Consider the following 12,355-nt stretch of genomic DNA (forward strand, 5'->3'; position numbering starts at 1 on the left):
TATGGAAGAGAATCCCGAAGAATCTAAAGACGAACAATTAAATAATCCTAAAGAAGAAATTATCCGAGTAACCGGGATGTATAAAGACTGGTTTTTGGATTATGCTTCTTATGTTATTTTAGAGCGTGCTGTACCAGCCATGGAAGATGGCTTTAAGCCGGTGCAAAGGCGAATTATGCATTCTATGAAAGATCTTGATGATGGTCGCTATAATAAAGTAGCGAATATCGTTGGGCACACCATGCAGTATCACCCTCACGGTGATGCCAGTATTGGTGATGCGATGGTACAAATAGGCCAAAAAGATATTTTAATTGATACGCAGGGAAACTGGGGGAACATTTTAACCGGTGACCGTGCAGCAGCTCCCAGATATATAGAAGCGCGATTATCTAAGTTTGCGCTCGAAGTTTTATATAATCCTAAATTAACCGAGTGGCAACTTTCTTATGATGGTCGTAAAAAAGAGCCTGTAAATTTACCGGTAAAATTCCCAATGCTATTAGCACAGGGAGGTGAAGGTATTGCCGTTGGTTTAAGTACACGTTTGCTTCCGCACAATTTTAATGAATTAATAGATGCGTCAATAAAGCATCTTAGAGGAAAAAGATTTCAATTGTTTCCAGATTTCCCAACGGGAGGGATAGCAGATGTTTCCAATTATAACGATGGCCAACGAGGAGGGCGTGTAAGAGTACGCGCAAAAATAAGTCAGCTTGATAAAAATACGCTGGTCATTACTGAAATTCCTTTTGGCACCACGACGACAAGTTTAATAGATTCGGTTTTAAAAGCCAACGATAAAGGAAAGATTAAAATTAAGAAGATTGAAGACAATACTGCTGCTGAAGTAGAAATTCAAATTCATCTTCCAAATAATATTTCTCCAGATCGTACTATAGATGCGCTGTATGCTTTTACCCAATGTGAAAATTCACTGGCACCTCTTGGATGCGTAATTGTTGATAATAAACCAGAATTTTTAGGAGTATCCGATATCTTAAGATATTCTACAGATCATACGCTTCATTTACTGAAGCGCGAACTGGAAATTACCCTAGATGAATTAGACGAACAGTGGCATTTTTCTTCATTAGAGCGTATTTTTATAGAAAATAGAATTTACCGTCTAATCGAAGAAGAAGAAACCTGGGAAGGGGTTATAAAAGCGATTGACGAAGGATTAAAACCATATATAAAGCATCTTAAAAGGGCTGTTACTGAAGAAGATATTATTAGGTTAACCGAAATTAGAATTAAAAGAATTTCTAAATTCGACATCGACAAAGCCCAGCAAAAGATTGACGCTCTTGAAGATGAAATTGCCCGTGTAAAGCATCATTTGGATAATCTTGTAGATTACGCTGTAGATTATTTTTCAAAATTAAGAGAGAAATATGGCCAGGATAAAGATCGAAAAACCGAATTAAGATTATTCGAAGACATTGAAGCTTCTAAAGTTGTTATCCGTAACACCAAATTATACGTTAATCGTAAAGAAGGGTTTGTAGGTACGGCTTTAAAGCGCGATGAATATGTTACTGACTGTTCTGATATTGATGATATTATCTGCTTCACTGCAGATGGTAAAATGATGGTCACCAAAGTAGATACTAAAACTTTTATTGGTAAAGATATTATACATGTGGCCGTCTTTAAAAAGAAAGACAAGCGTACTATTTACAACATGATTTATCGCGATGGAAAAGCTGGTAAAACTTATGTAAAACGTTTTGCGGTCACATCGATTACCAGAGATCGCGAATACGATCTAACGCAGGGTAAAAAAGATTCTAAAGTATATTACTTCTCAGCGAATCCAAATGGTGAAGCTGAAGTTATTACTGTTTTCCTTAGACAAGTAGGTAGTATTAAAAAACTGAAGTTTGATTTAGATTTTGCTGAAATTTTAATCAAAGGGCGAAACGTAAAAGGAAATATTGTCACCAAATATTCGGTGAAACGGATTGAAATGAAAGAGGAAGGTGTTTCTACTTTAAAGCCTAGAAAAATTTGGTTTGATGAAGTTGTGAAACGACTAAATGTTGATGAACGTGGTGAACTTTTAGGAGAATTTAAAGGAGAAGATCGTTTATTGATCGTTACACAAGATGGTATTGTAAAAACTATTAAGCCAGAGTTAACCAAACATTTTAACGAGGCAATGGTGGTGCTTGAAAAATGGAATCCAAAAAAGCCAATTTCAGCAATTTATTGGGAGCCAGAAAAAGAGCGATATTATGTAAAACGATTCTTAATCGAACATCCAGATAGAGAAGAGAAATTTATAAGTGATCATGAAAATGCTTATTTAGAAATTGCTTCTACCGACTTTTTCCCGATGATCGAGATTGAATTTACGAAACTGAAAGGAAAAGATCGCCGTCCAAACGAAGAAGTGAATATTGAAGAATTCATTTCAGTAAAAGGAATTAAGGCGCTTGGAAATCAATTAACTACGGATAAGGTGAAATCGATTAATCTACTTGATCCTTTACCAGACGTTCCCGACCCAGAAGAGGATGAAGACGAAGAAGAAAACCAAGTAGATTTCAATCAGTCCGGGACAAGTTTTAAGGAGGATAAAGATTCTTCCGAAGAAAATCAGACTAAATTATTTGACGAAGAATAATGGGGATTTTTAAAGAATTTAAAGAATTTGCCATTAAAGGTAATATGGTAGATATTGCCGTAGGGGTAATCGTTGGTGCTGCCTTTAATAAAGTGATTGATGTTTTAGTGAAGCAGGTAATAACCCCTCCGCTAAGCTTAATGACCGATGGAATTCAGTTTTCCAATCGCAAGATTGTTTTAAGGGATGCTGTAGATGCTTCAGTAACTGCTAGTGGAGAAGCGATCGAAGAAGTGGCGATAAATTACGGAACTTTATTAGAAGCGCTAATAGACTTTTTTATTATTGGCTTTACCATATTCCTCGTGGTAAAGTTTATGAACAGATTTAGAGCACAAGCGCAAGATCCTAAGAATAAAAAGGTATCTACGCCAAAGGATATAGAATTACTCTCGAATTTGACCGATCTCGTAAAAGAGCAAAATGAATTGCTAAAGAATAATAATTCAAAATAGATTTTATTCTTCAACTTTATAAACAGATCCTCGTTCTTTGCGGGGATCTCCTACTTTACCATATTCAAAAGTATATCCATCTTTATCGGTTTTTATTATACGGATATGAATCGCTTGGCGCTCTTTAATGTTTTTAGGATGCAAATTTTTAATTACATACTCACAATCGTTTACCCATCTTACAGAAGAAGTATCGGTCTTACCCTGGAAAGTATCAATCTCTATACTATCATTACGAACAAAACGGGAAGTAACCATTTCGCCATTTAAATAGGTTTGAAACTCGAAAGTTCCTGTATGAAAATCCTTGCAATTTTTTTCAGGCTCAAAGCAGCTTAAGAATAGGAAAGGTATAAGAAGAAAGATTAATTTTTTCATAGTGCAAAATTAATCCAAATGGCTTAGATATTCAATTTTCAAAGGCATCAAAAGTGCCGTCTTCATAAAATATAATTACACGCGCAATTTTCTTTCCGTTATTAGGAATAATAGGCGTCCTATTCCTTTGTTCTTTATTATTATCCTGACTTTCTGTAAACAGATCATTATCACTATTCTTAGTTGCGGTTGTAGATTGCTGTTTAGTTTCCGCTTTAGGCTCTTCTTTTTTCTCAAAAGCTTGATCTCTTTTAGGAAATTCGCCTTTGCCATTAAGTAACCAATAGAGTTCGACTTCGGGAAAAGTCTTTACAATTTTCATCACAAATTCTAAACTCGGTTTATTTCTTCCCGAAAGAAGGTGGCTAATAGAAGAGCGTCCCACCTCAATTTTATCTGCAAAAGAAGAAGCACTTAAATCATAATATTCAATGATCTTCTGTAGTCTATTTGTAAATTCTTCCGTGTTTACCATTGTAAAATCAAGCTCCGTTTAATGTTTTACAAATGTAAACTATAATTTACAATGAAACAAATCACAAATGTAAACCATTGTAATTTATTGAATAATAAGTTCATGTAAAGACATTTAATACGCTAAATTATAATATATTAGATATAATTTTGTAGTTTCATGGAAAATTTCCAGCAGATAATAGATCGACTCCTGAACATAATGTCACAATTGTAAACAATTATAATATATTGAAGTGTTTACAATTGTAAAATAAAGGTTTTTTACTTTTGTCAACATGAAAAAGTATGCAGCAACTATAGGAAGTATTGTGAATCTCTACGAAGATTTTAAGCTTAAAGAAATTCAGGGTCGATATATTAATCAGTCCCATATTCAACCAATATTGAATAAATTTGAAGAGCATGTAGAAATCTCAAAAATTGGATTCTCTGTAAATAAAGAACCTATTCATCTTTTAAAAATTGGTAGCGGAAAAACCAATGTTCTGGCCTGGTCGCAAATGCACGGAAACGAATCGACTACAACCAAAGCCATTTTGGACGTTTTTAATGCATTAATTAGCAAAGATTCGGCAGATCTGAAGTTGATTTTAGATAATATTACACTCTATTGTATACCAATGCTTAATCCTGATGGTTCTAGAAAGTATACTCGCTTTAATTATAATAATGTAGACCTAAATAGAGATGCGCAACACCTTACACAACCGGAAAGTCGCATTCTTAGAAAGATTTTTGAGGAAATTAAACCAGATTTTTGCTTAAATCTACATGGGCAACGAACTATTTTTAGTGCAGGACTAACCAATAAGTCTGCTGTAATGTCCTTTTTAACGCCAGCTGAAGATCATGAGCGCAATATCACCCCAAAGCGATTAGAAAGCATGAAGGTAATTGCACAAATTGCTGAAGATTTAAAAACAGTATTACCAGAACAAATTGGACGATATGATGATGGTTTCAATTTAAATTGTACCGGAGATACGTTCCAAAGTGAAGGTGTACCAACAATTTTATTTGAAGAAGGACATTTCCCTAATGATTACACAAGAGAAACTACTCGAGAGTTTGCAGTTGCTAGTATCTTTTCTTCATTACGAAGCATCGCTACTAAAAGTTATCTGAATTTTAGCGGAGAAGACTACTTCAAAATACCTGAAAATGGGAAGAAATTCAATGATATTTTAATCAAAAATGTACGTATTAAGAACGGTATTTTTGATGTTAGTATTCAGTATTCAGAAAAATTAGAGGGAGAGAAAGTAGAATTTATACCAAAAATTGAAAATATAAGCGCTAAAATTGATAAATATGGTCATCGCGAAATTGATGGAAACGGAAAAATTCTTGAATTAGAAGGGGAGAAGTCACTAGTCGAAAACGTTGTAGTCGATAAAATACTCTTAAATAAAGAGATTTTAATGGTTAAATGTGATTAATTCTTCAAAAAATTATAAATACTTCAAAGTTTTTGTATTATTTTTGAACTTCATATAATAAAAAGAAGTTAAGAAAATGGCCAAATTTAAATTAGACGAAACCGATCACCAGATTCTCGACATGCTTATCGAGAATACTAGGACTCCTTTTACAGATATTGCCAAAAAGCTTTTAATATCTGCAGGAACTGTTCATGTTCGCGTTAAGAAAATGGAAGAAGCGGGAATCATTATAGGTTCTTCTTTAACATTGGATTATCAAAAACTGGGATATGCGTTTATCGCTTATGTAGGTGTTTTCCTTAAAAACACTTCTCAAACTAAATTTGTTTTAGAAAGAATCAATGAGATTCCTTTTGTGACTGTTGCTCACGTAACTACAGGGAAATTTAATGTATTCTGTAAAGTTCGTGCTCGTAATACACAACATGCTAAGGAAATTATTTTCCAATTAGATGATATTGAAGGAGTTTACCGTACAGAAACTATGATTTCTTTAGAAGAAAGCATCAACGATAAGAAGCGTTTAATGCACTCTATCTTCAAGGAGCTGTAATTAAGGGAATACTTAAACTTTTATTAAAAACCCTTTAAGCTCTTTTGTTTGAAGGGTTTTTTTATATTTTTAAATCAACTAAATACCAATTATTATGCATAGAGAACCTAAGTTAGAGCGTTTTAATGAAAACGTTCTTTCTAAGTACCAAATTTATAACAGTCTTTTTCTAACCTTGCCTTTTGATGATATCAAAAAGACAGGCTCTTTACTTCCTCTTTTTCAGGAAGTTTGTGAGGAAGGTTTCAAGCAAAAGAAAAATCCTTCTGAAATTGTAGAAGCATTTTTTGATAAATATCTTGATGATCCTTCTGAAAATGAGATGAATGAACTACTTTTTAGGTTTATTCAGTATATAGAAAGACAGGTTGTATTGTTTGATGCTATTGAGGATGCTGCATTCCCGATTGTGAATAACATGGATGGTATTGGGACTTTAAGAAATATGAAGGAAGAGTCTGAATCTCAAAATCAGACAGAAGGAATAAGAGAATTTTTAAAGCGATTTAAGGTAAGACCAACTTTAACTGCCCATCCAACTCAATTTTATCCAGGAGCTGTTCTTGGAATTATTACCGATTTGGATAAAGCAATTCAAGAAAATGATCTTTTAAAAATTAAGCAGCTTTTATCACAATTAGGAAAAACACCATTTTTCAAAAAAGAAAAGCCAACGCCTTACGACGAGGCTGTTAGCTTAATTTGGTATTTTGAAAACGTGTTTTATCAAAGCGTAAGTAAAATCTACAACTACATTCAGCAAAATTTATTTGATGGTGAAAGTGTAGGAAATGAAATTATAGAATTAGGTTTCTGGCCAGGTGGAGATCGTGACGGTAATCCTTTTGTAACAACAAATATTACACTTCAGGTAGCTAAAAGATTAAAAAGTACCATCCTATTCTGCTATTATCAAGATGCCAGAAAACTGAAAAGAAGATTGACTTTTGAAGGAGTAAGAGAGACCATTGAAGAGATCGAAAAAGAATTGTACGAAGGTGCAGTTTCTGAAAGCGGTGATATTAAATTATCTCTTGAAGACTTGAAGTCTAAACTTCAGTCAGTAAGAGAAGTAATTATCGATAAGCATCAATCGCTTTTCTTGGATGATGTAGATGATCTATTAAATAAAGTAAACCTTTTTGGTTATCATTTAGCAACATTAGACATCCGTCAGGATAGTGGTGTTCACGAAGAAGTTCTTTCTGAAATTATCGAAGTTTGTGAAAAAAGAGGAGACAATTTAATTCCGAAGAATTACAAAGAGCTTTCTAACGAGGAGCAAATTGAAATTCTTACGAATGTAAAAGGAAATCTTTCTGCAGATGAGTTTAATCAAGAAGGTGGTATGGGACAAGCTACGATTTCTTCTATCCATGCTATGAAAGAAATTCAGCAGAAAAATGGTGAAAAAGGAGCTAATCGCTATATAATTAGTCACAGTGAAGTTCCACAGAGTATCTTAGAACCTTTTGCATTCTTAAGGTTATGTGGTTGGGATAAGCCAACGGTAGATATTATTCCGTTATTCGAAACAGTACCAGATTTAAAGGCATCACCAGATGTGATGAAGACTTTATACAGCAATCCTGTTTATCGTGAGCATTTAGAGCGCAGAGGGAATAAGCAAACGATAATGCTTGGTTTTAGTGATGGTACAAAAGATGGTGGTTATTTAATGGCTAACTGGAGTATCTACAAAGCAAAACAAGAATTAACTGAGATTTCTAGAGAATACGATATTAAAGTAACTTTCTTTGATGGTCGTGGAGGACCACCAGCGCGTGGTGGTGGAAAAACTCACCAGTTCTATGCTTCCTTAGGATCTGCTATCGAAAATGAAGAAATTCAGTTAACAGTACAGGGACAAACCATTAGTTCTAATTTTGGAACTAAAGACAGTTGCCAATACAACTTAGAGCAGTTAATTAGTGCTGGAGTATCAAACGAGATCTTTAATCACGGTAAAAATAATTTATCTGAAGAAGATCGCGCGACGATGGTAGATTTAGCCGAATCTAGCTATGATACTTATATGAACTTCAAATCTCATCCAAGGTTTATTCCTTACTTAGAGAAAATGAGTACATTAAAGTATTATGCTAAAACAAACATTGGTAGTCGCCCATCTAAGCGAAACAATAATGAATTAAACTTAGATAATTTAAGAGCGATACCATTTGTAGGTAGCTGGAGCCAGTTAAAGCAGAATGTTCCTGGTTTCTTTGGAGTAGGAACCGCATTGAAGCAATACGAGGAAAAAGGAGAATTTGATAAAGTGAAGCAACTTTACAATAATTCGATATTCTTTAAAACCTTGTTGGAAAATAGTATGATGAGTTTAACTAAATCTTTCTTCGAACTTACTTCTTATATGAAGGATGATGAAGAGTTTGGTGAATTCTGGCAATTAATTCATGATGAATATGAACGTTCTAAAGAAATGTTGCTAAAAGTTACAGGTTATAAGGAATTAATGGAAAACGAACCTGCGATGAGAGCTTCTATACAAGCTAGAGAGCGTATCGTACTACCATTACTTACAATACAGCAACATGCATTAAGAATGGTGCAGAAACTCCAAAAAGGTGAAGATGGCGCCCGTTTAGATGAATTTGAAAAAATGGTTACCAGATCATTATACGGAAATATTAATGCAAGTAGAAATTCTGCATAATGAATGTAGAGCAAATAAGTGCATCTGAATATAATTCGTTCTATGAAAATTATATCAAGATTATCCCCAAAGAAACTTCTTTGGGGATATTATTTTTAGATAATCTGAAAGAGGTTTCACATCTATTAGAAAATTTATCTGAAGATCAATTATCATATAGATACGAGGAAGGAAAGTGGAGCGTTGCTGAAGTGCTACAGCATTTGATCGATGTGGAACGCATTTTTCAATTTAGAGCTTTAAGTTTAGCACGGAAAGAAGTAAAATCTTTGCCCGGTTTTGATCACGAAGAATATGCCGTAAATTCAGGAGCAGAAAATCGGAGTTTAAAAAGTTTAAAAGAAGAATTTGAAATTGTAAGAAAATCGACTTCATTTTTATTTGATTCTTTTACCGATAACATGCTTACAACTTCTGGACAGATGAATGGTGCATCGGCAACACCCAGAGCTATTGGTTTTATAATCGTTGGCCATACTAAGCACCATTTAAAAATTTTACAAGAACGCTACAAACTTTGAAGAATCCCCCAAAATATCTCAAATCGGTACAGTCTTTCTTTAAACTATTAGTAAGAGCTTTTAATAGTTGGAATAAGAATGAGCCGTACTCTCGTAGTGCGACGATAGCCTATTATACATTATTTTCCTTACCGTCATTATTGATCATAATTGTAACAATAGCCGGATATTTTTTTGGAAGAGAAGCGGTTCAGGGTAGAATTACCTCTGAAATTGGAAGATTTATAGGATCTGATGCTGCTAATGCCATTCAGGGTATGATCTCAAATGCCTGGCTTTCTAAAGATTCAACTTTTGCTATTATTTTTGGCGTAGGAATGTTATTATTTGGTGCTACCGGTGTTTTTGTTCAGCTAAAACTGGCAATGAATAATATTTGGAATGTGGCTGAAAAACGTAATGATTTTTGGGGATTATTGTTAGATAGAGCGATTTCTTTTGGAATGATCCTGGTTATCGGCCTTTTACTTCTAGTTTCACTGGTACTTTCAGCCTTATTGAATGTTATCAAAGAAAAAATTCACTTCATAGCTCCGAATATTACTGGCGCAATGTTGTATATAATCAATTTTGTAATTAGCTTTTTTGTAATAACTAGCTTATTCATGGCAGTTTTCAAAATCTTACCAGATATTAAAATCAAATGGAAAACTACTTTTTGGGGAGCTAGTTTAACTACAATCTTGTTTTTGATTGGTGAATATTTAATTGGCTTTTATTTTGGTACAAGTGAGCCAACTTCTGTTTATGGTGGTGCATCCAGTGTTGTGCTTATATTATTATGGGTTTATTATGCCTGTATGATTTTGTTTTATGGCGCCGAGTTTACCGTACAATATGCTTTAGCGAAAAACGAAAAAATACAGTTAGGTAAAAATGGCGAGCCTGCTATCTATCAGGAAATGGAAAAACTGGAGAAAAAGAAAGTTCAGATTAAAGAGGAAAAAAGAATTATCGATAGATTGAAGGAGAACCTTAGAGCGGCAAAGAAAGGTAAAAAACCGGATGCATAAATTGGTCTGAAACTGCAGAATCTTAAAGTTTAACTCTTATTAACTCCAAAGAATATAATTTTAAAATCGCTTTAATACAGCCTCTCCCTGTTAGTTCTTAATTTTGGGGTAAACCTAAAAAAAAGAAAATTATGGAAAAGAGAATCGCAATATTAGCAACTGATGGATTTGAAGAAAGCGAACTTACTTCTCCAAAAGAAGCTATCGAAAAAGCAGGTTTTACTGCAGATGTAGTAAGTATTAAATCTGGTTCTATTAAAAGTTGGGATGTAGACAACTGGGGAAAAGATATTACTGTAGATAAATTAGTTAGCGAAGTAAGCGCTAAAGATTATAACGCACTAGTTTTACCAGGTGGAGTTATTAATCCTGATAACTTACGTACTAACGAAGATGCTTTAGTATTTATTAGAGATTTCTTTAAGCAAAGTAAGATCGTTGCTGCAATTTGCCATGGTCCTCAATCTTTAATTAACGCAGAAGTTGTTGAAGGAAGAACGATGACATCTTTCCCATCTATCAAAAAAGATCTTGAAAACGCAGGAGCTTTATGGGTAGATAAGGAAGTAGTAGTAGACGAAGGTTTTGTAACAAGCAGGACTCCGGATGATTTACCAGCTTTTAATGATAAATTAATCGAAGAGATTAAAGAAGGAAAGCATGATTACCAACATGCATAAATCAATTTTAAAAAATTGATAAAAAAAAAGGAGAACTTCAAAGTTCTCCTTTTTTTATTATGTATTAATTTTCTTCTTCTTCCTCTTCGTTGTCTTTTTCTGGAATATCTACGATTGGCTCGTTAAAGTCTTCATCATCATAATCATCTTCGTCAAAATTAGCCATTTTATTTTCTAAACGTGTACTTACTTTAACAAGATAAATTGCATCCTCGGTTTTTACTTCAACAGCATCCACTGTTTCCCCTTTAAGGTTCTTAAAGGAGATGATGTGATCATCATCATAACCATCAGGGTATTTTTCAACCAGAAGGCTTAATATTTCAGGTGTTAATTTTTTAAAGTCAACAATTACTCTTTTCATTTTCTAAGGTTGATTTTTTTGCAATTATACTTAAAAATAAGAAACCTAAAAGCTTAAGTGCAATTTTTTAATGAAATAATAAAATTATAATAATTAGGCGTTTTTATAAAATTCAAAGGCATTTAGAATCAATTCATTGGGTACCTGGCAATCAATTTCAGCTTCACCAATATCTTTCAGCAAGACGAAATTTATTTTACCCGCTTCATTTTTCTTATCGTACTTCATCAAATCAATAACCTGATCGATATCTTTCTGACTGAATTCCGTTTTTCCGTAGAGATCAACAATTCGTTTAGTGATATCATCTAGTTTTTCAGAAGGAAAATCCTTCAAATGCTTTGATATATAAGTTGCTAATATCATTCCTATAGCAACAGCTTCACCATGCAACAAGGTTTTTTTATCGTCATGAGTTAAACAATACGATTCTATGGCATGTCCCAAAGTGTGCCCGTAATTTAAAGTTTTTCGTAATCCATTTTCATAGGGATCTTCTTTAACAACTTTGGCTTTTATATCTACGGAAGTTCGTATAATTTCGTCTAAATCATTTAAGGTTAGATCACTTAATTGCCCAACTTTATCCCAGTAATCTTCACTAGCGATAAGACCATGTTTCAATATTTCAGCCAATCCACTGCGCATTTCTTCTGTGGGTAAGGTGGCTAGATAATCGGAATCTACCACAACAAGTTCAGCATTAGAAATTACTCCAATTTGATTTTTTAGGTTACCTAAATCAACACCTGTTTTACCGCCTACAGAGGCATCGACCATAGAAAGTAGAGTAGTAGGTACGTTTATATAATTAATTCCTCTTTTAAAAGTAGAGGCAACAAAACCACCAAGATCGGTTACAACGCCACCTCCCAGATTAATCATTAAACTTTTCCGGTCGCCTTCAAGATCAGACATTGCTTGCCAAACACCCATGCAGGTATCTAAATTTTTGTAGGATTCCCCGGCATCTATTTCGATAACTTCAATTGTACTTTCTGTAGCTATTTTTGGTAAAAATGCTGATAAACAATGCTCGTGGGTATTAGAGTCCACAAGTACAAAAATTTTAGAATGATTTGCATCTTGTAGATATTTGTTAATTTGCTCGTATGCTTCTTCTTTATAATAAACGGTTCCTTTTGCCGTATCTACCATAATAT

The 12,355-nt window shown here is 33.8% G+C and carries 12 protein-coding genes; 8 read left to right on the plus strand and 4 right to left on the minus strand.

The window, feature by feature from the left end; translation table 11 throughout:
* The first annotated feature begins 1 nt into the window (after position 1).
* Together QWY91_RS03870 and mscL are read left to right on the plus strand one after the other, a co-directional pair.
* Entirely contained in the window at positions 2-2,632 is a 2,631-nt protein-coding gene (locus QWY91_RS03870) for a DNA gyrase/topoisomerase IV subunit A (protein ID WP_290231875.1), read from the plus strand.
* Positions 2,632-3,087 (plus strand): large conductance mechanosensitive channel protein MscL, encoded by a 456-nt coding sequence (gene mscL, locus QWY91_RS03875; RefSeq protein ID WP_290231877.1) that lies wholly within the window; start codon positions 2,632-2,634, stop codon positions 3,085-3,087. The genes QWY91_RS03870 and mscL overlap by 1 nt, the downstream gene beginning before the upstream one ends.
* Positions 3,088-3,090: 3 nt before the next feature.
* On the opposite strand, the gene QWY91_RS03880 is transcribed toward mscL, so the two are convergent.
* Complete coding sequence (locus QWY91_RS03880; protein ID WP_290231879.1) at positions 3,091-3,465, minus strand: DNA topoisomerase IV; 375 nt, start codon at positions 3,463-3,465, stop codon at positions 3,091-3,093.
* 31 nt (positions 3,466-3,496) lie between these two features.
* Positions 3,497-3,940: a helix-turn-helix transcriptional regulator gene (locus QWY91_RS03885; protein ID WP_290231881.1), complete on the minus strand. Its 444-nt coding sequence runs from the start codon at positions 3,938-3,940 to the stop codon at positions 3,497-3,499.
* 277 nt (positions 3,941-4,217) lie between these two features.
* Here QWY91_RS03885 and QWY91_RS03890 point away from each other — a divergent pair, with 277 nt between their 5' ends.
* The 6 genes from QWY91_RS03890 (at position 4,218) to QWY91_RS03915 (ending at position 10,828) form a co-directional block, all read left to right on the plus strand.
* Entirely contained in the window at positions 4,218-5,381 is a 1,164-nt protein-coding gene (locus tag QWY91_RS03890) for a M14 family zinc carboxypeptidase (RefSeq protein WP_290231882.1), read from the plus strand.
* 76 nt (positions 5,382-5,457) lie between these two features.
* Complete coding sequence (locus QWY91_RS03895) at positions 5,458-5,937, plus strand: Lrp/AsnC family transcriptional regulator (protein WP_013072138.1); 480 nt, start codon at positions 5,458-5,460, stop codon at positions 5,935-5,937.
* Between the two features lie 94 nt (positions 5,938-6,031).
* Entirely contained in the window at positions 6,032-8,614 is a 2,583-nt protein-coding gene (locus QWY91_RS03900) for a phosphoenolpyruvate carboxylase (protein WP_290231891.1), read from the plus strand.
* Positions 8,614-9,135, plus strand: coding sequence for a DinB family protein (locus tag QWY91_RS03905; protein ID WP_290231893.1), 522 nt, complete (start codon positions 8,614-8,616; stop codon positions 9,133-9,135). Before QWY91_RS03900 ends, QWY91_RS03905 begins: the two co-directional genes overlap by 1 nt.
* Positions 9,132-10,148, plus strand: a complete 1,017-nt coding sequence (locus QWY91_RS03910; protein ID WP_290231895.1) for a YihY/virulence factor BrkB family protein — start codon at positions 9,132-9,134, stop codon at positions 10,146-10,148. Before QWY91_RS03905 ends, QWY91_RS03910 begins: the two co-directional genes overlap by 4 nt.
* A gap of 131 nt (positions 10,149-10,279) precedes the next feature.
* A complete protein-coding gene (locus tag QWY91_RS03915; RefSeq protein ID WP_290231897.1) occupies positions 10,280-10,828 on the plus strand; it encodes a type 1 glutamine amidotransferase domain-containing protein in 549 nt (182 codons plus the stop codon).
* 64 nt (positions 10,829-10,892) lie between these two features.
* Here the strand turns inward: QWY91_RS03915 and QWY91_RS03920 are convergent, their stop codons facing one another.
* On the minus strand, positions 10,893-11,192 hold the full coding sequence (locus tag QWY91_RS03920) for a hypothetical protein (protein WP_290231899.1): 300 nt from the start codon (positions 11,190-11,192) through the stop codon (positions 10,893-10,895).
* 93 nt (positions 11,193-11,285) lie between these two features.
* Positions 11,286-12,350, minus strand: a complete 1,065-nt coding sequence (gene aroB / locus QWY91_RS03925; RefSeq protein WP_290231901.1) for a 3-dehydroquinate synthase — start codon at positions 12,348-12,350, stop codon at positions 11,286-11,288.
* Positions 12,351-12,355: the final 5 nt, after the last annotated feature.

It is taken from the genome of Zunongwangia endophytica, from assembly GCF_030409505.1.
In the GTDB taxonomy this organism is placed as follows: Bacteria; Bacteroidota; Bacteroidia; order Flavobacteriales; family Flavobacteriaceae; genus Zunongwangia; species Zunongwangia endophytica.

Coding starts and splice junctions, on each gene's coding strand:
- QWY91_RS03870 (WP_290231875.1), top strand. CDS start 2: ATGGAAGAGAATCCCGAAGAATCTAAAGACGAACAATTAAATAATCCT.
- mscL (WP_290231877.1), top strand. CDS start 2,632: ATGGGGATTTTTAAAGAATTTAAAGAATTTGCCATTAAAGGTAATATG.
- QWY91_RS03880 (WP_290231879.1), bottom strand. CDS start 3,465: ATGAAAAAATTAATCTTTCTTCTTATACCTTTCCTATTCTTAAGCTGC.
- QWY91_RS03885 (WP_290231881.1), bottom strand. CDS start 3,940: ATGGTAAACACGGAAGAATTTACAAATAGACTACAGAAGATCATTGAA.
- QWY91_RS03890 (WP_290231882.1), top strand. CDS start 4,218: ATGAAAAAGTATGCAGCAACTATAGGAAGTATTGTGAATCTCTACGAA.
- QWY91_RS03895 (WP_013072138.1), top strand. CDS start 5,458: ATGGCCAAATTTAAATTAGACGAAACCGATCACCAGATTCTCGACATG.
- QWY91_RS03900 (WP_290231891.1), top strand. CDS start 6,032: ATGCATAGAGAACCTAAGTTAGAGCGTTTTAATGAAAACGTTCTTTCT.
- QWY91_RS03905 (WP_290231893.1), top strand. CDS start 8,614: ATGAATGTAGAGCAAATAAGTGCATCTGAATATAATTCGTTCTATGAA.
- QWY91_RS03915 (WP_290231897.1), top strand. CDS start 10,280: ATGGAAAAGAGAATCGCAATATTAGCAACTGATGGATTTGAAGAAAGC.
- QWY91_RS03920 (WP_290231899.1), bottom strand. CDS start 11,192: ATGAAAAGAGTAATTGTTGACTTTAAAAAATTAACACCTGAAATATTA.
- aroB (WP_290231901.1), bottom strand. CDS start 12,350: ATGGTAGATACGGCAAAAGGAACCGTTTATTATAAAGAAGAAGCATAC.